This window comes from Rhizobium sp. Rhizsp82 (assembly GCF_047325115.1).
Classification (GTDB): Bacteria; Pseudomonadota; Alphaproteobacteria; order Rhizobiales; family Rhizobiaceae; genus Rhizobium.
The window spans coordinates 2,653,376-2,671,196 of the sequence record NZ_CP168570.1 but is presented as its reverse complement, the minus strand read 5'-3'; the positions used below and the strand labels follow the sequence as shown (position 1 = coordinate 2,671,196).

The 17,821-nt window shown below is 62.1% G+C and carries 19 protein-coding genes; 3 read left to right on the top strand and 16 right to left on the bottom strand.

What is annotated here, in order from left to right; all coding sequences use genetic code 11:
* Nucleotides 1–30 precede the first annotated feature (30 nt).
* From hfq to dusB, 7 genes are all read right to left on the bottom strand, one after another.
* Nucleotides 31–273, bottom strand: a complete 243-nt coding sequence (gene hfq, locus ACEN84_RS18255; protein WP_003539403.1) for an RNA chaperone Hfq — start codon at nt 271–273, stop codon at nt 31–33.
* 110 nt (nt 274–383) lie between these two features.
* The gene (locus tag ACEN84_RS18250) at nt 384–1,247 is read right to left on the bottom strand and encodes a D-amino-acid transaminase (protein WP_413709455.1); all 864 of its coding nucleotides are present in this window, start codon (nt 1,245–1,247) and stop codon (nt 384–386) included.
* Between the two features lie 58 nt (nt 1,248–1,305).
* Nucleotides 1,306–2,670, bottom strand: coding sequence for a sigma-54-dependent transcriptional regulator (locus ACEN84_RS18245; RefSeq protein ID WP_112711793.1), 1,365 nt, complete (start codon nt 2,668–2,670; stop codon nt 1,306–1,308).
* Entirely contained in the window at nt 2,660–4,930 is a 2,271-nt protein-coding gene (locus ACEN84_RS18240; protein ID WP_413709454.1) for an ATP-binding protein, read from the bottom strand. The genes ACEN84_RS18245 and ACEN84_RS18240 overlap by 11 nt, the downstream gene beginning before the upstream one ends.
* 197 nt (nt 4,931–5,127) lie before the next feature.
* On the bottom strand, nt 5,128–6,579 hold the full coding sequence (gene ntrC, locus ACEN84_RS18235) for a nitrogen regulation protein NR(I) (protein ID WP_112711789.1): 1,452 nt from the start codon (nt 6,577–6,579) through the stop codon (nt 5,128–5,130).
* A complete protein-coding gene (locus tag ACEN84_RS18230; protein WP_112711787.1) occupies nt 6,576–7,721 on the bottom strand; it encodes a two-component system sensor histidine kinase NtrB in 1,146 nt (381 codons plus the stop codon). Before ACEN84_RS18230 ends, ntrC begins: the two co-directional genes overlap by 4 nt.
* A complete protein-coding gene (gene dusB, locus ACEN84_RS18225) occupies nt 7,718–8,740 on the bottom strand; it encodes a tRNA dihydrouridine synthase DusB (protein WP_413709453.1) in 1,023 nt (340 codons plus the stop codon). Before dusB ends, ACEN84_RS18230 begins: the two co-directional genes overlap by 4 nt.
* A 144-nt stretch (nt 8,741–8,884) precedes the next feature.
* On the opposite strand from dusB, the gene ACEN84_RS18220 reads away from it, so the two are divergent.
* From ACEN84_RS18220 to ACEN84_RS18210, 3 genes are all read left to right on the top strand, one after another.
* On the top strand, nt 8,885–10,105 hold the full coding sequence (locus tag ACEN84_RS18220) for a bifunctional 2-C-methyl-D-erythritol 4-phosphate cytidylyltransferase/2-C-methyl-D-erythritol 2,4-cyclodiphosphate synthase (RefSeq protein WP_112711783.1): 1,221 nt from the start codon (nt 8,885–8,887) through the stop codon (nt 10,103–10,105).
* The gene (locus ACEN84_RS18215; RefSeq protein ID WP_413709452.1) at nt 10,105–10,596 is read left to right on the top strand and encodes a CinA family protein; all 492 of its coding nucleotides are present in this window, start codon (nt 10,105–10,107) and stop codon (nt 10,594–10,596) included. The genes ACEN84_RS18220 and ACEN84_RS18215 overlap by 1 nt, the downstream gene beginning before the upstream one ends.
* 74 nt (nt 10,597–10,670) lie before the next feature.
* Nucleotides 10,671–10,976, top strand: a complete 306-nt coding sequence (locus ACEN84_RS18210; RefSeq protein ID WP_112711779.1) for a hypothetical protein — start codon at nt 10,671–10,673, stop codon at nt 10,974–10,976.
* 3 nt (nt 10,977–10,979) lie between these two features.
* On the opposite strand, the gene ACEN84_RS18205 is transcribed toward ACEN84_RS18210, so the two are convergent.
* From ACEN84_RS18205 to ACEN84_RS18165, 9 genes are all read right to left on the bottom strand, one after another.
* Nucleotides 10,980–11,426 (bottom strand): type II toxin-antitoxin system RatA family toxin, encoded by a 447-nt coding sequence (locus tag ACEN84_RS18205; RefSeq protein WP_112711777.1) that lies wholly within the window; start codon nt 11,424–11,426, stop codon nt 10,980–10,982.
* Between the two features lie 9 nt (nt 11,427–11,435).
* Entirely contained in the window at nt 11,436–12,008 is a 573-nt protein-coding gene (locus tag ACEN84_RS18200; protein ID WP_413709451.1) for an AAA family ATPase, read from the bottom strand.
* Nucleotides 12,009–12,087: 79 nt separating this feature from the next.
* Nucleotides 12,088–13,059 carry a lipoyl synthase gene (gene lipA, locus ACEN84_RS18195; protein WP_130278378.1) on the bottom strand — a complete coding sequence of 324 codons (972 nt, stop codon included), beginning with the start codon at nt 13,057–13,059 and terminating at the stop codon, nt 12,088–12,090.
* A gap of 91 nt (nt 13,060–13,150) precedes the next feature.
* Nucleotides 13,151–13,399: a GlsB/YeaQ/YmgE family stress response membrane protein gene (locus ACEN84_RS18190; RefSeq protein WP_112711773.1), complete on the bottom strand. Its 249-nt coding sequence runs from the start codon at nt 13,397–13,399 to the stop codon at nt 13,151–13,153.
* Nucleotides 13,400–13,426: 27 nt separating this feature from the next.
* The gene (locus ACEN84_RS18185) at nt 13,427–13,681 is read right to left on the bottom strand and encodes a GlsB/YeaQ/YmgE family stress response membrane protein (RefSeq protein WP_112711771.1); all 255 of its coding nucleotides are present in this window, start codon (nt 13,679–13,681) and stop codon (nt 13,427–13,429) included.
* 76 nt (nt 13,682–13,757) lie between these two features.
* Nucleotides 13,758–15,206: a dihydrolipoyl dehydrogenase gene (lpdA, locus tag ACEN84_RS18180; protein WP_413709450.1), complete on the bottom strand. Its 1,449-nt coding sequence runs from the start codon at nt 15,204–15,206 to the stop codon at nt 13,758–13,760.
* Nucleotides 15,207–15,219: 13 nt separating this feature from the next.
* Nucleotides 15,220–15,804 carry a GNAT family N-acetyltransferase gene (locus ACEN84_RS18175; protein WP_413709449.1) on the bottom strand — a complete coding sequence of 195 codons (585 nt, stop codon included), beginning with the start codon at nt 15,802–15,804 and terminating at the stop codon, nt 15,220–15,222.
* A gap of 2 nt (nt 15,805–15,806) precedes the next feature.
* Nucleotides 15,807–16,448, bottom strand: a complete 642-nt coding sequence (locus ACEN84_RS18170; RefSeq protein WP_112711765.1) for an SGNH/GDSL hydrolase family protein — start codon at nt 16,446–16,448, stop codon at nt 15,807–15,809.
* Nucleotides 16,449–16,467: 19 nt separating this feature from the next.
* Nucleotides 16,468–17,811: a pyruvate dehydrogenase complex dihydrolipoamide acetyltransferase gene (locus ACEN84_RS18165; protein ID WP_130278382.1), complete on the bottom strand. Its 1,344-nt coding sequence runs from the start codon at nt 17,809–17,811 to the stop codon at nt 16,468–16,470.
* Nucleotides 17,812–17,821 lie beyond the last annotated feature (10 nt).

Below are 17,821 nucleotides of genomic sequence, written 5' to 3'. Positions count from 1 at the left end.
TATCGCGTGTCGAAATGACTTCTGATCCTATCAGGAAGCGGCTTCTTCGCTCTCGAACATCTGCATGGGCTGGCCCGGCATGATCGTCGAGATCGCGTGCTTATACACGAGTTGCGAATGACCGTCACGGCGAAGAAGAACGCAGAAATTGTCGAAAGACGTGACAACGCCCGTGAGCTTAACGCCGTTAATCAGAAAAATTGTAAGGGAAATCTTTTGCTTGCGAACAGTATTGAGAAATAAGTCCTGCAGATTCTGAGAACGTTCCGCCATCGCGCCGCTTCTTTCTTTATTGCCGGCGTGTTTCAGCCGGTAGAATACTAATCAACCTCTCCAGGCCGTCGGCAGGTAACCCTCACCCCTGCGTCCAGCAAATCTTGGTATCAAATCGCAATCTTTTCCGCAACGTCGAAAAAGGCTTCCCGAATATTCTGCGACACGCTTCCGGGATGGCCATTGGCGATCGTCTGTCCATCGATGGAAACCACGGGAAAACAAATGCTTGTAGCCGCCGTGATGAAAACCTCGCGTGCAGCCAGCATTTCGGCAACGGTGAACTTACGTTCCGCGACCTTGAGGCCCAGTTTGGCGCCGACATCCAGCAAGGTGGTGCGCGTAATCCCTTTGAGGATGCCATGCTCTGCCGGACGGGTGACGAGCGTGCCGTCGGCATCGACGAACCAGACGTTGGTTGCGGCACCCTCGGTAACGAAGCCGTCGCGATCGACATAGATCGCTTCCTGGGCACCGGCTTCCTTCGCCTGCTGGCGGGCCATGACGTTCGGCAGCAAACCGACGGTCTTGATATCGACGCGGTCCCAGCGATTGTCGGACACGGTCACGGCCTTGATGCCATTGGCATTCTTCTTGGCGATAACCGATGCATCGGTGCTTTTCGCGGTGATGACGATCGACGGCTTGGTGCCTTCGGCCGGGAAAACGTGGTCACGGCGGGCGACGCCGCGGGTGACCTGCATGTAAAACAGGCCGTTCTTCACCTTGTTGCGGCGAACGGTCTCGCGAATCACATGCACCATCGCGGCACGACTCATCGGCGCAGCGATGCGCAGCTCGCTCAGCGAGCGGTGCAAGCGGTCGAGGTGGCGGGTGATATCGACGATGTAGCTGTGGCGGATTTCGCAGACTTCATAGACGCCATCGGCGAACTGATAGCCACGGTCCTCGATATGAACGGCTGCTTCAGAATGCGTGACGTACTGGCCGTTGACGTAGGAAATTCTGGGCATGGGAACCTGGTGCTGGGGCAATGACATGAACCGGCGCAGGATCTGCGCCGGCAAAACCTTAGACGCCGAGCGACTTCAGCTTGCGGTGAAGCGCCGAGCGCTCCATGCCGACGAACTCGGCGGTGCGCGAGATATTGCCGCCGAAGCGGTTGATCTGGGCGATGAGATAGTCCTTCTCGAACATCTCGCGCGCCTCGCGCAGCGGCAGCGTCATAATGTGATAGTCGTTCTTGGCCGAGACCTTCGGCAGCATGTCGCCGAGATCGGTCGGCAGCATGTCGGCGGTGATCGGCGCGTCCGGGCCGTCGGAACGGGCAAGGATCATCAGCCGCTCGATATTGTTGCGCAGCTGGCGGATATTGCCCGGCCAGTCATGGGCCTGCAGAACGGCCATCGCGTCATCACCGATGCGGCGCTGGCGAATGCCGGCCTGCTCGGAAATCTGGCGCATCAGCTGGTCAACGAGGAACGGAATGTCCTCGCGGCGCTCGGCCAGTGCCGGAACCCGGACCGGCACGACGGCCAGACGATGATAAAGGTCTTCGCGGAACCAGCCTTCGGCAATGCGGCTTTCGAGATTGTAGGCGGTCGAGGAGATGATGCGGACATCGACCTTCACCCGCTTGGAGCCGCCGACGCGCTCGAACTGCTGGTCGACGAGTACGCGCAGGATCTTGTTCTGCGTCTCGCGCGGCATTTCGCCGACTTCGTCGAGATAGAGAATGCCGCGATGGGCCTCTTCCAGCGCGCCGATCTTGCGGGCCTGGCCGGGCGATCCCTCGGTGCCGAAGAGCGCGATTTCCATCCGGTCGGGGGTGATGTTGGCGGCGTTGAGCGCCACGAACGGGCCGTTGGCGCGCGTCGACTTCTTGTGGATCATGCGCGCCACAAGTTCCTTGCCGGAACCGGATGCGCCGAAGATCATGATACGGCTGTTGGTGGGCGAGACCTTCTCGATCGTCTGGCGCAGCTGCGAGACGGCGACGGACGTGCCGATCAGCTCGACGGCATCGCCTGCCCGCTTCTTGAGCTCGGAGACTTCGCGCTTCAGCTTGGAGTTTTCCAGCGCGCGCTCGGCAATCAGGATCAGGCGGTCGGCCTTGAAGGGCTTCTCGATGAAATCGAAAGCACCGCGCTTGATGGCGGAAACGGCCGTTTCGATATTGCCATGACCCGAGATCATCACGACCGGAATATCGGGATGGCGCGTCTTGATCTCGTCGAGCAGGGACAACCCGTCGAGCTTGCTGCCCTGCATCCAGATATCGAGGAAGATCAGCCGCGGGGCGCGATCGGAAATCGCTGCCAGCGCGCTGTCGCTATCGTGAGCGGTCCGCGTTTCGTGGCCCTCGTCGGACAGTATCCCGGACACGATCTCGCGAATGTCATGCTCATCGTCGACGACGAGAATATCAGAGGCCATAAACGCTTTCCTTGTCGCTTTCAGCAGGGGTGGAAGATGCCGGCTCGAGACGCGGCAGATGCACGCGGATCATGGCTCCTCTTCCCTGGTCAAATTCTGCGGGCGCATCATGCAGCTCAAGCTGCCCGCCATGCTCTTCAATGATTTTCTTGACGATGGCGAGGCCCAGGCCTGTGCCCTTCTCCCGCATCGTCATGTAGGGCTCTAGAATGCTGTGCCGGTTTTCCACCGGCAGACCGCGGCCGTTATCGATGACATCGACGGTGAAGCGGTCACGGCCCTCGTCCATCGCTGCCCGCACCAGCACCTTACGCTCGTCGCGTTCTTCGCTCGGTACGGCTTCGATCGCCTCGACGGCGTTCTTGATCAGGTTGCCGAAGGCCTGACCCAGCATGCGGCTGTCGAACATGCCTTCAAGCGGCCGTTCGCCGAGCTCCTGCAGGAAGCTGACATGGGTGTTGCCCATCTCGCGCAGGAACATTGCGTCGCGCAGGATGTCGCGCAGATCGCTCGGTTCCTTGGTCGGCTTCGGCATGCGGGCGAAAGCCGAGAATTCGTCCACCATGCGGCCGATATCGCCGACCTGACGGATGATCGTGTCCGTGCACTGGTCGAAGACGGTCTTGTCGTCCTGATTGATCTGCTTGCCGTAGCGGCGCTGGATGCGCTCGGCCGACAGCTGGATCGGCGTCAGCGGGTTCTTGATCTCGTGGGCGATGCGGCGGGCAACGTCGCCCCAGGCGGTCGAACGCTGGGCAATGACGAGATCGGTGATGTCGTCGAGGGTGATGACGTAGGATTCGCCACTCTCCCTCACCTCTTCACGCGTCACCTGGACGCTGAGCGTACGGACCGTGCCGCCGCGCACCAGAGCGATCTGCTTGCGGAAATCGCCGCGGTAGCGCTGTGCGGCCTCGGTGAGGACCTGATCGACCTCGGGGGCGATATCGGAAAGCTGCTTGCCAAGCATATCGGGCGCTTCGAGCGCCATCAGCGTCTCGGCCGAGCTGTTGACGATGGTGATGCGGCGGTCGCTCTCGACGCCGATGACGGCAGCGGTAACGCCCGACAGCACGGCCTCGATGAAACGGCGGCGGTCGTCCACCTCGTCCTTCGCCTCGAGGATTTCGTCACGCTGGGTGCGGATTTCCGAGATCATCTTATTGAAGGTGCGCGACAGGTTGGCGACGTCGCCATCGACGGCGTGAACTGGGACGACGATATCCATATTGCCGGATGCAACGCTATCGGCAGCCGTGATCAGCAGCCGGATCGGGCGGACGATACGGTCGGCAACGGCAATCGCGGTCCAGATGGCGGCGAGCAGAACGATCAGCGCGAAACCGATATAGAGAACCGCAAAGGCGATCTGCAGTGAGACGCGCCCCGCCTCCATCGACTGATATTCGCTGGCATTTTCCTGCATCAGGCGCATCGCGCCCATGACCTTCGGATCGACGGCACGCACCGTGTAGAGGAATGCGTCAGGAATGGATTCGAGCTTGATGATGGCGCCGACGAGGTTGGTGACACCCGGAGGAATCAGCGTCGGCTGTCCGGCGGCGGCCTTGGTCAGCGCATCCTGCGGAATGGCCGGCAGCGGCTTCTCGGTCTTGATATCCGCCTGCGTGATCACCGCGCCGTTGCTTTCGACCAGGAAGGCGCCGAGCAGGCCGCGTCCGCGCGCCTGACGGGTCATCAGGTCGGCAAAGCCGGTACGGTCGAGATTGTAGAGCGTGCGGTTGCGCTCCAGGTCGTTCGCCATCGAGACCGTCTGGCCCTGGAGATAGCTGGCATTCTCCATCATGTAGGCTTGCCCGACATTGCGGGACGAGCTGACGATCGACTGGGTGCGCAGCGAGAACCACCGGTCGAGACCAGCGTTCAGCGTGATACTGGCAAAGAGGGCGACAAGAATCGCCGGGGTGATCGCCACCAGTGAGAAAAGCACGACGATGCGGATGTGAAGCCGCGCTGCGGCCCTTCCGCGGGTTCGTGCCTTCATCAGCCGCGCAACCTCACGGCCGATCAGCGCCATCAGGCCAAGGACGAAGAAGGAATTGACGACGACGGAGGTAATGACGACGCGCGAGGTCGGCTCGATCGGCGTGAAGCCGAGCAGCACGAAGAGCGTTGCGGTGGCGCAGAGCAGCGCACCACCCGCCAGCATGAGGCCTGGCAATGCGAAAAGCGCGCGACGATCGGTGACGATCGCAACTCCCTCTTCACCCGCCGCAGGCGATGCCGCATCCTGCTTCATCAGGTCATTCTCCTGGCGGCAAATCGCCGCCACGCCACATCTGCAACCAACGGACCGGAAATCGAAAGCGTTCGCTCAATCCCTGAATGAAGAGATCAGCGGCACAGACCATCTGTTATGGTTACGATTGTCCAAACCCCATGCGTGACCTTTAAGCAACGCATTGTGGCGAAAATGCAACGCATCCCGCCACATTGTCAAGCTGTGCGGGAGCTCCGGTAGACCGAAACGCCGAGCTCACGGATCTTCTTGCGCAGTGTATTGCGGTTCAGACCGAGGAGATCGGCCGCCTTGATCTGGTTGCCGCGGGTCGCTGTCAGCGCTGCTAGGATCAGCGGATACTCCAATTCCGTCAGAACACGGTCATAGAGGCCGGGCGGCGGCAGATTCTCGCCGAAGCTGGCGAAATAGGTGCGCATATTCTCTTCGACCGCCTGGGCGATGGTCATCGAACCCGAGCGGATCGGGCCCTTGTCGATCGGGCTATCAGGCACGTCGGAGCGCAGCTCGCTCTCGATGATTTCGCGGGTGATCACATCCTGTGGATAAAGTGCCATCAGGCGGCGGATCAGGTTCTCGAGCTCGCGAACGTTACCCGGCCAGGCATAGGCCTTCATCAGCTCCAGAGCTTCCTGGTCGAATCGCTTGGTGCCGAGACCTTCCTTTTCCGCCTGCTGGATGAAGTGACGGACGAGGTCGGGGATATCCTCGGCGCGGTCGCGCAGCGGTGGCAGGCGCAGCGGCACGACGTTGAGGCGGTAGTAGAGGTCTTCGCGGAAGAGACCCTGATTGATCGCCTGCTTCAAATCCTTGTTGGTGGCGGCGACGATGCGCACGTCGGTGCGGATCGGCGTGCGACCGCCGACGGTGGTGTATTCGCCCTGCTGTAGGACGCGAAGAAGACGCGTCTGCGCATCCATCGGCATGTCGCCGATTTCGTCGAGGAAGAGCGTGCCGCCCTCGGCCTGTTCGAAACGGCCGGTCGAGCGGTTCTGCGCGCCGGTGAAGGCGCCCTTCTCGTGGCCGAAGAGCTCGGACTCGATCAGATCGCGCGGGATGGCGGCCATGTTGATGGCGACGAAGGGACCGTTGCGGCGCTTGCCGTAGTCGTGCAGCGCGCGGGCGACGAGCTCCTTGCCGGTACCGGACTCACCGGTGATCATCAGCGTCAGGTCGGTCTGCATCAGGCGCGCCAGGACGCGGTAGATTTCCTGCATCGCGGCGGAGCGGCCGACCAGCGGCATGCCGTCCTGCATGTCCTCGTCGAGCTTGGCGGGCTTCTTTTTCGGCTCGGCCAGCGCCCGGCCGATGATGCCGATCAGCTCCGTCAGGTCGAAGGGCTTCGGCAGGTAATCGTAGGCGCCCTTCTCGGAGGCCTTGATCGCCGTCATGAAGGTGTTCTGCGCGCTCATGACCAGCACCGGCAGATCCGGCCTTGCCTTCTTGATGCGCGGCAGCAGATCGAAGGCGTTCTCATCGGGCATGATGACGTCGGTCACCACAAGATCGCCCTCGCCCGCCGAAACCCAGCGCCAGAGCGTGGCGGCGTTCGAGGTGATGCGGACATCGTAGCCTGCGCGGCTGAGCGCCTGATTGAGCACCGTACGAATTGCCGCATCGTCATCTGCGACGAGAATCGTTGCTGTCATCGAGAAGTTCCTGTGGGGTTTGCAATTGCCGCGTCATCGGAAGAGGCATCCTTGGATGCCGGCATCAGGACACGGAAGGTGGTCTTGTTGTTCTGGCTGTCGCATTCGATGATGCCGCCATGGTCACCGATGATCTTGGCGACAAGCGCAAGACCAAGGCCGCTGCCATTGGTCTTGGTGGTGATGAAGGGATCGAAGAGATGCGGCAGCAGGTCGGAGGGAACGCCCGGACCATTGTCCTGCACGCAGAATTCCAGCGGCAGCGAGATTTTTTCGCGGGTGCCGGCGACGGAGAGGCGGATGCCGGGACGATAGGCGGTCGTCAGCAGGATCTCGCCGTCCTGCCGTTCGCCGACGGCTTCGGCGGCATTCTTCACCAGATTGAGGAAGACCTGCACCAGCTGGTCGCGATTGGCATAAACGGCCGGCAGCGACGGGTCGTAATTCTCGGTGATGCGGATCTGGCGGGCAAATCCTGCCTTGGCCACGGCCTTCACATGATCGAGGACCGAATGGATGTTGACCGGAACGCGATCGACGGGGCGCTCATCGGAGAAGACTTCCATACGGTCGACAAGCGAGACGATGCGGTCGGTCTCATCGCAGATGAGCCGGGTCAGCGCCCGGTCCTCATCGACGGCCGATTGTTCCAGCAGCTGTGCCGCGCCACGGATGCCGGAGAGTGGGTTCTTGATTTCATGCGCCAGCATCGAGGCCAGCCCGGTGACGGAGCGCGCCGCGGCGCGATGGGTCAGCTGACGGTCGATCTTGTCGGCCATCGAACGTTCCTGGAAGACCACTACGACGGAGCCCGGCGCGCTGATGACGGGCGCGACGTACAGGTCGACCAGCTTGTCCTGGCCAAGGCGGGGCGAGCTCAGATCGACGCGATACTCGTTGACCGGAGCGCGGCGCTCCCGGACCTGATCGATCAGCGCCAGCAGCGGGCTGCCGAAAGGAATGAAGGTCGAGATCCTGTAGCGCGCCAGATGCGAGGCACTGGCTCCGAAGAAGGCCTCGGCCTCCCAATTGGCGAAGGCGACGAGGCCCTGCTCGTCCACCATGATGACGGGGTTCTGGATGGCGTTCAGCACCGCCATCGCTACGCCACTCGTCTGATCGGCCTGCGTCTTGTCCGTCATGCCGCCTCCCGGCTTTGAACTGCCTCTGCACCAGCAGAAAGCGCATCGTGAAGCCGCCGCTCCACCTCCAGCGGCTGGTTCGAAGTCATGATCGCCGCCCTGTCTTCCCCGGAAAGGCCGGGGGCGTATCGTTCGAGATACCAGCCGAGATGCTTGCGGGAATGGCGGATGGCGACATGCTCACCGTAGAATTCCAGCATCATCCAGTAGTGCTCGACGGCAATATTGGCGATCTCCGCGCTTTCCGGACCGGCGGCACCGGCAAGAACGCCGGCATGCCACGGACGGCCCTGGCAGCCGCGGCCGATCATCACCGCATCGGCGCCCGAGCGGCGGAGAATCTCCTGGGCATCTTCGGGCGTGTTGACATCGCCGTTGGCGATCAGCGGCACCGAGACGACATCGCGGACGGCGCGGATCGCGTCCCAATCCGCCTTGCCCTCGTAGAACTGCATGCGGGTGCGGCCGTGGATGGTGATCAGCTGGACGCCTGCATCTTCGGCACGCTTGGCGATATCAGGGGCGGTCAGCGAGTTCTCATCCCAGCCGAGACGCATCTTCAGCGTGACAGGGATATCGACGGCCTTTACTGTGGCCTCGATCAGCGTCAAGGCGTGATCGGGATCGCGCATCAGCGCCGAGCCGGAATAGCCGCCGATCACCTTCTTGGCCGGGCAGCCCATGTTGATGTCGATGATATCGGCTCCGGCATCGGCGGCGACCTTGGCCGCCTCGCCCATCCAATAGGCTTCGCGCCCGGCAAGCTGCACCATATGCGGTTTGAAGCCGGCAGCCTTCAGGCGCGACCAGGATTCGGCGGTGTTATTGACCAGCTCGCGGCTCGCCACCATTTCAGTGACGACGAGGCCAGCGCCATAACGCCAGGCCAGCTGCCGGAACGGCATATCCGTGACGCCGGACATCGGCGCGAGCGCGACACGGTTGCGCACGGAGACGTTTCCGATCTGCAATGGCGCTGCTAGGTTCACTGGATGCAATTGATTATCTTTCAGGCACACAATATTGCTGCACTATTTTTAGCCATAGACGAATGGCTTGCCAAGAGGCTTTGGTTGGAATCGATATTTTTTGGGCAGATGCTGGAAAGCCGGTGACCAAGGCTATAGAGCACTTACGTCGCTTTCTGCATATTTTAGGGATTTATGCCGCAAATGCATTCGAAGCAACCACTATCGGCCGGGATCGTCGTCGTCGCCGCGGGGCGCGGCGAGCGTGCTGGTGCCTCCGTCGAAGGGCCGAAGCAGTATCGCATGGTCGGCGGCAAGCCGGTTATTGCCCATACGCTTGAAAACTTCATGACATGGGAGCACGCCGCCCATATCGTCGTGGTCATCCACCCCGACGACGAGGCGCTGTTCGACAAGGCGCTGCGCCATATCCTTTCGGCGACGCCGATCGAGGCGGTGCATGGCGGCGCGACGCGCCAGCAATCGGTGCTGGCCGGCCTGCGTCATCTCAAGGACAAGGGCATCAGCCACGTTCTCATTCACGATGCCGTGCGGCCGTTCTTCGATCATGTGCTGCTCGACCGTGTCGCCGATGCGCTGATTGCCGGAGCGCCTGCAGTCCTTCCGGCCACGCCGGTCGCCGACACACTGAAACGCGCTGACAAGACGGGAACCGTGCTGGAGACCGTGTCGCGCGAACATCTCTTTGCGGCGCAGACGCCGCAATCCTTCGCTTTCGACACCATTCTGGCCGCGCATGAAGATGCGCATCAATCCGGCCGGAGTGATTTCACCGACGATGCCTCGATTGCCGAATGGGCGGGCATTCCCGTGACCATCGTTGAAGGAGCTGCCGACAACATGAAGCTGACCGTGAAGCGCGATATCGCCCTTGCCGACAACCGCTTGTCATCATCGGCCCTGCCCGACGTGCGTACCGGCAACGGCTATGACGTCCACCAGCTTGAGCCCGGCGACGGCGTGACGCTCTGCGGCCTGTTCATTCCGCACGATCAGAAGCTGAAGGGACATTCGGATGCCGACGTGGCGCTGCACGCGCTGACCGATGCGCTGCTCGCCACCTGCGGCGCCGGCGATATCGGCGACCATTTTCCGCCGTCCGACCCGCAGTGGAAGGGAGCGGCATCGCGGATCTTCCTCGAGCATGCCGCCAAGATCGTGCGCGATTGCGGCGGGACGATCATGAATGCCGACGTCTCGCTGATCGCAGAAGCACCGAAGGTCGGGCCGCATCGCGACGAGATGCGCGCCAATCTTGCCGAGTTCCTCGGCATTTCCATCGGCCGCTGTTCGGTAAAGGCAACGACCAACGAGACGATCGGCTTCGTCGGCCGCCGCGAGGGCATTGCCGCCATCGCCACGGCGACCGTCGTCTTCCGCGGCGCGAGGGATTGATGATGTTCACGGCCGAGATCTTGGCGCTTGCTGAAAAGATCATCCGGGATTTCTCGGCTGAAGGGCTAATGGTCTCGACCGCCGAAAGCTGCACCGGCGGACTGATCGCTGGTGCGCTGACGGAGATCTCGGGATCCTCCGCCGTCGTCGACCGCGGCTTCGTCACCTATACGAACACGGCGAAGATGGAGATGCTCGGCGTTCAGGAGCAGACGCTTGCGCGCTTCGGCGCCGTATCCGAGGAAACCGCGCGGCAGATGGTGCATGGCGCCCTCTTCCGCTCGCGCGCTGCTTTTGCCGTGGCGGTGACCGGCATTGCCGGCCCCGGCGGCGGCTCGGTGGAAAAGCCTGTCGGGCTCGTCCATCTCGCGGCAAAATCACGCCAGGGCGCACTCATTCATCACAAGATGCTCTATGGCGATATCGGCCGCGACAAGGTGCGGCTTGCGACCGTCAAGACGGCGCTGGAAATGCTGCTGGCGCTGAAGTAGCATCCGGGAACAAAAGTCTTCTGCCACCGTTTCTGCCGCGTTGCCGGCCGCCGCCGGCTTTGAAGGATGTTCCCATGAGATATTTGGCTGCCATCGGCGTTGCATTGAGCCTCGGCTGCATTTCTGCCGCGGAAGCACCGTCCAACTATCAGACCTATTCAGGCATTCGTGTCGATTCCGACCCGGTGCTGCTCGCCCGCTACGATCGAGCGCTGTCCTATTGTCAGCCGGAAGCGATGTCTCATCGCGGCTCGCCGGATACGCACAGCATGATCTACAACGTGGCTCTGCGGAACTGCCTCTACCGACGCAGTTTCGTGGATCGGGGCTACTACGCCTATCCGGCGAACCAGGTCTTCGACCACTTCCTGGACAGGTAGGCGTCAGCCGCCGTAGATCGCCGATGCGCGCTTTTCGAAGGCTTCCGTGAACATGCGGAAGGCCCTGTCGAACATCGTGCCCATGAGCGCGCCGAGAATGCGGCTCTTGAACTCGTAATCGATGAAGAAATTGACCATCGAGCCCGGCGTGGCTTCGGTGAAGCTCCAGCGATTGTCGAGATACTTGAACGGGCCGTCGATATATTTCACGTCAATGACGCGCTCTGCCTTGTTGAGCAACACCTGCGTCGTGAATGTCTCGCGGATCGCCTTGTAGCCAACCGTCATATCGGCGACGAGCAGGATCTTGCCGTCGCGTTCCTTGCGGCTGCGGATCGTCAGCGCCTCGCAGAGCGGCAGGAATTCCGGATAGCGCTCGACGTCGGCGACGAGGTCGAACATCTGCTCGGCTGTATGGGGAACGGGACGATGCGTTTCGAATTGCGGCATGAAGCGCAGTTAAGCGGGCGCGCCAAGAAGATCAAGAAGGCGGCTCACGTCTCGTCGGCTTTTCAGCTGCAAAACCGGGATATCAGGGCCGTAACGGTCGATACCAGCAATCACGAGCGGCGCGAACCGCTGCTCGAAAGTCCAGATATAGGTGAGGAATTCGCGGTCCGGCAGCTGCTCCCGACAGCCGGGCGCCATGTCCGGCCGTGTCTTGCCGAGGTGGAAGAACGCGCGCTTGCAGATGCCCCAGAGGCAGATCCAGCGCGGCATGCGCACCCAGATGATGAAATGCGTGCGCGGTACGCGGATATCGAAGGTCGAGGGGCCGGTGCCGTCCATCAGCCAGCCTTCGCCGTTGACCACCTCACTGATCAAGGCACGCTCCTCGGCCTTCGCCCGCTTGACCCAGCCGGGCAGCCAGAAGAACTCCCTGTCCATCGAGACATGCCGGAGGCCGAGAAGGCCGGAGAGCTTTCGCGACAGCGTGCTCTTGCCCCCGCCGGAGCAGCCGACGACCATGATGCGCCCTGAGCCGCGGATCAGGCCGACGGCTTGGTCGAGGTCGTCGATATAGGCCGGCATTGCATCGCTCCGCATTCTCGGCAAACAAAAAGCCGCGGCGAAAAATCGCCGCGGCTTCTCGAAAATGCAAGCAGGGATTTTATTCTGCGGCGATCAGCAGCTTCTTTTCGCGCGCCGCTTTCAAACGGGCGAAGTCGTCGCCGGCGTGATGCGAGGAGCGCGTCAGCGGGCTCGAAGCAACCATCAGGAAGCCCTTGGTGTAAGCAACGGTCTCGTAGGACTTGAATTCCTCCGGCGTCACGAAGCTTTCGACCTTGTGGTGCTTGCGGGTCGGCTGCAGGTACTGGCCGATCGTCAGGAAGTCGACGTCGGCGGTGCGCAGGTCGTCCATCAGCTGCAGCACTTCGTTGCGCTCTTCGCCGAGGCCGACCATGATGCCCGACTTGGTGAACATGGTCGGATCCAGTTCCTTCACGCGCTGCAGCAGGCGGATGGAGTGGAAATAGCGGGCGCCCGGACGGACGGTCAGGTAATTGCCGGCGACGGTTTCCATATTGTGGTTGAAGACGTCGGGCTTGGCAGCGACGACACGCTCCAGCGCACCCGGCTTCTTCAGGAAGTCGGGGGTCAGGATTTCGATCGTGGTCATCGGCGACGCTTCACGGATCGCCCAGATGACCTTCTCGAAATGCTCGGCGCCACCATCTTCCAGATCGTCGCGGTCAACCGAGGTAATGACGACGTGGCTGAGGCCCATCTGCTTGACGGCCTTGGCGACGTTCTCGGGCTCCGCCATATCCAGCGCATTCGGCTTGCCGGTCGAGACGTTGCAGAAAGCGCAGGCGCGGGTACAGATCTCGCCCATGATCATGAAGGTGGCGTGCTTCTTGTCCCAGCACTCGCCGATATTCGGGCAGCCGGCTTCCTCGCAGACGGTGACGAGCTTGTGCTCCTTCACGATCGAGCGGGTTTCGGCATAGCCCTTGGAGGTCGGCGCCTTTACACGGATCCATTCCGGCTTGCGCAGAACTTCCTGGTCCGGCCGGTGGGCCTTTTCCGGATGGCGCACGCGCTTTACGTCGGGATTGATCGTGTCGAGAATGGTTACCATTACCGTGTCAACTTTCCGCCGCCCCAATGCGGCTTCATCAGTCTGCACATAAGTCTTTTAGCCGTCCGTTACAATCGGCCGGTCATGTGCATCATCGCCGGACGAGCCGGGCGAAGAATATCAGCAGGCAAGCGCCCAAGAATCCGGTGACGAAGTAGCCAAGCCGCCCGCCGGCCACTTCGATATGGAACTGCGCCAGGATGGCGGTCGCGACGACCGAGCCGACGATACCGAGCACGATATTCAGCAGAATGCCGTATCGCGCATCCATCAGCTTGCCCGCGAGCCAGCCCGCAAAACCGCCGATGATGATTGCCGCCAGCCAGCCTACGCCTTCCATATCCGTCCTTCCGTTTCCAGGTCTGCCCTACGCTATCGCTCTGGCGATCAGCACCACGATGATCGCGCCGACGGTGGCGTGAATGATCTGCACCACCAATGCATTTTCAATGCCGAGCGAGATGCCCAGCGCATTGAACAGAAAGCCACCGACGAAGGCGCCGATGATGCCGCTCAGCAAGCACCGGATCAAACCGCCGCCGCCGACCACAAGGCTTGCCAGAAAGCCGGCAACGAGCCCGATCAGCAGGAAGATGAGCAGTGCCTGCGTACCCATTGACATGATGATTTCCTTTCGTTTTTCCGCCCCGTCAGGACAGTTCACACCATCCTGATAGAGAGGGCGGAAACGGAAATTATCAAGCGTTCAGCACGCGCCCGTATGCGTCGAGCACGGCTTCCTTCATCGATTCCGAAACGGTCGGATGCGGGAAGATCGTGTGCATCAGTTCTTCTTCGGTCGTTTCCAGGTTCATGGCGACGACGAAGCCCTGGATGAGCTCGGTGACTTCGGCGCCGACCATGTGGGCGCCCAGCAGTTCTCCGGTCTTCTTGTCGAAGATGACCTTGACCATGCCCTGATCTTCGCCGAGCGCGATCGCCTTGCCGTTGGCGACGAAGGAGAAGCGGCCGACGCGGATATCGCGGCCGGCTTCCTTGGCCTTGGCTTCGGTGAGGCCGACGGAGGCGACCTGCGGATTGCAGTAGGTGCAGCCCGGGACCTTGCTCTTGTCGGTCGGATGGACGTTCGGCAGGCCAGCGATCTTCTCAATGCAGACGACGCCTTCATGCTCGGCCTTGTGGGCGAGCATCGGCGGACCGGCAACGTCGCCGATTGCGTAGATGCCAGGGACGTTCGTCTTGCCGTAACCGTCGATGACGACGCAGCCGCGGTCGGTCTTCACACCGAGCGCCTCGAGGCCGAGGTTTTCGATATTGCCCTGAACGCCGACAGCCGAGATCATCCGGTCAGCGGTGATCTGCTGCGACTTGCCATCAGCAGTCTCGACGGTCGCGGTGACGCTGTCTGCGCCCTTTTCGACCTTGGTGATCTTGGCGCTGGTGAAGATCTTCAGCCCACGCTTTTCGAGCTGCTTGCGGGCGATCGCGGTGATCTCAGCGTCTTCGACCGGCATGATCGTCGGCATGACTTCGACGACGGTAACGTCGACGCCCATCGAGCGGTAGAAGCTCGCGAATTCGATGCCGATGGCGCCCGAGCCCATGACGATCAGCGACTTCGGCAGGACATCCGGCTTCAGCGCTTCGAAATAGGTCCAGATCAGCTTGCCGTCCGGCTCGATGCCCGGCAGAGCGCGCGGACGGGCGCCGGTGGCGATGATGATGTGCTTGGCGGTATAGGTGCCGGCTTCGCTCTTGATGTTCTTCGGCAGCGGATGCTGCGGCTCGACGACGGGCTTCGAGGACTTCGAGACCGTGATTTCGCCGGGCTTGGTGATCTTCGCCTCGCCCCAGATGACATCGACCTTGTTCTTCTTCATCAGGAAGCCGACGCCGGCATTCAGGCGGCCGGAGACGGCGCGCGAGCGGGCGACGACGGCCTTGGTGTCGGCCTTGACCGAACCCTCGAGAACGAGGCCGTAATCCTTCAGGTGGTTCGAATGATCGAGAATTTCGGCGGAGCGCAGCAGCGCCTTGGTCGGGATGCAGCCCCAGTTGAGGCAGATGCCGCCCAGGTGCTCGCGCTCGACGATCGCGACCTTCAGGCCGAGCTGGCCGGCACGCACTGCCGCGACATAGCCGCCAGGTCCAGAACCGATGATGATGACGTCGTAATTCTCAGCCATGTTTCCTGCCTTTTTATCCGGCGAGGCGGGTCAAAAGCACCCACTCGTGTTTCTTGCTGCTTTCGAAAAGCGGTACGGCGTCAGCGCGCGCCGCTTCCGAAAATCCATTCTTCTTGTACAGCGCGAGCGCTGCGTCATTGTCGCTTGCAGTGATCAGGCTGACCGGCAATCCGTTTGCCCTGTCGATCTGGTCACCGAGCAGCTTCATTCCAATGCCGATACCGCGCAGATGGCGGTAGACTGCCAGCGTGCCGATGAACCAGCCACCAGCGACCGTCTTCTGCATGGCGATGACGGGCGCCAGCGCCGGACGGTCCGTCTTGAGGGCGTGGATCCCCTCGCCCAGCTCGTAGCCGACAGCAGCACCGGCGATCTCGCCATAGGCTTCCGCAACCACCGCATTCTGCCAGCTGCCCCATTCGCCGTCCCGGCTCATCTTCAGCCGGCCCTGCTCGAGGGGCGTATCGGTCTTGCCGTTGGCAACTTCCGAAAACCACAGCCAGGAGGCAAAGCCATGCGAGCCGATATCGACAAGGATCGCGAGCTCGGCCGCATCCTTCCGTTCCGCCGCTCTAAGCGCTGCGAAAGCGCCGCCCATGGTCACAGCCCCAGCATCATCCGGACGATCGATTCCATGCCGCGCCCGAGAGCACGGGTATTTTCGGCATCGAGATGGATGCCATCGAGCGGCGTCGTCTTGGCGACGGAATTGCCGTCGAAGAAGCCGCAGCCGAGTTCGTCGGCGAGATCGCGGTAGAGCGTTGCGAGCTTCGCGGACTCTTCGATACCGCCGGGGAACGATGCGGCGAAGGGCACGTTGCCCGTCGCGCAGATCGCCGGGGGAGCCACGATCAGGATATCCGGACCGTCGAACTCGAAGGGCCAGGCGTGATTGCGGATCAGCCGCACCAGCCGGGCAATGCCCTGGCAGGCGGCAAAAGCCGAACCCGCCACGACAGGCTTCATGTCGTTGGTGCCGAGCAGGATGATGATGAGATCGAGCGGCGCATGCGTCTGCAAAATGGTCGGCAGAATGCGTGCGCCGTTGCGGTCGCAATCGGCAAGATGGTCGTCGAAGGCGGTGGTCCGGCCGTTCAGACCTTCGGCGATGACGCGGACATCGCTGCCGAGAGCGGCTTGCAGGGCGCTCGGCCAGCGATCTTCATAGGCGTGGCGGCCGATCGTCTCGGCGCTGTAGCCCCAGGTCAGCGAGTCGCCATAGCAAAGAACGGTCTTCGTCATTTCCGCCTCCGCCCTTTGATCAGACCAGCATGCCCATCGGGTTTTCGATGTAGCCCTTGAACGCCTGCAGCACCTCGGCTCCGAGCGCGCCGTCTACGCAACGGTGGTCGGTCGAGAGCGTGACGCTCATCACGGTAGCGATCGCCATTTCGCCCTTCTTGACGATGACGCGCTGCTCGCCTGCGCCGACCGCGAGGATCGTTGCATGCGGCGGGTTGATGACGGCGGCAAACTGCTTGACGCCCATCATGCCCATGTTCGACACCGACGTGGTACCGCCCTGGTATTCCTCGGGTTTCAGCTTGCGGTCCTTGGCGCGCTTGCCAAGGTCCTTCATCTCGTTGGAGATGGCCGAAAGCGTCTTCAGCTCCGCCTTGCGGACGATCGGGGTGATCAGGCCGCCCGGGATGGAGACAGCAACGCCGACATCGGCGTTCTTGTGCTTGACCATCGCATTCTCGGTCCAGGAGACGTTTGCATCCGGAACGTCGCGGAGAGCAAGCGCCATCGCCTTGATGACCATGTCGTTGACCGACAGCTTGTAGGCGGGAACGCCGTCCTTGGACTTCGGTGCGGCATCGTTGAGCTGGGCACGGAGCGCCAGAAGCGCATCGAGCTCGCAATCGACTGTGACGTAGAAGTGCGGAACGGTCTGCTTGGATTCGACCAGACGCTTGGCAATGACTTTGCGCATGCCGTCATGCGGCACGAGTTCGTAGGAACCGGCTTCGAACAGCTTGAGGACGGCTTCGTCGGAAGCGCCCTTCGGGGCTGCGGCAGGTGCCGGTGCGGCGGCCTGCGGCGCGGCAGCGGCCGGAGCCTTGGCACCACCGCCAGCGACGGCAGCTTCGATGTCGCTCTTGACGACGCGGCCATGCGGACCGGAACCGGAAACGGCAGAAAGGTCGATACCGGCTTCCTTGGCAAGGCGGCGGGCGAGCGGCGACGAGAAGGTGCGGTTGCCGGACGAGGCTGCGGCAGCGGGCGCTGCGGCCGGAGCCGGAGCAGCAGCGGCCGGCGCCGGCTGAGCGGCAGCAGGTGCGGCTTCCGCCTTCGGCGCCGGTGCGGCTTCGGCCTTCGGTGCAGAGCCTGCACCGCTTGCGGCAGCCTTCACGTCTTCGCCTTCGGCAGCCAGCACCGCGATCAGCGCGTTGACCTTGACGCCTTCGGTACCGGCGGGAACGACGATCTTGGCAACAGTGCCTTCGTCGACGGCTTCGACTTCCATCGTCGCCTTGTCGGTCTCGATCTCGGCGATGACGTCACCCGACTTGACCGTGTCGCCTTCCTTGACGAGCCACTTGGCCAGGTTGCCCTCTTCCATGGTCGGAGACAGGGCAGGCATCGTGATGTTGATAGGCATCGGAACAGCC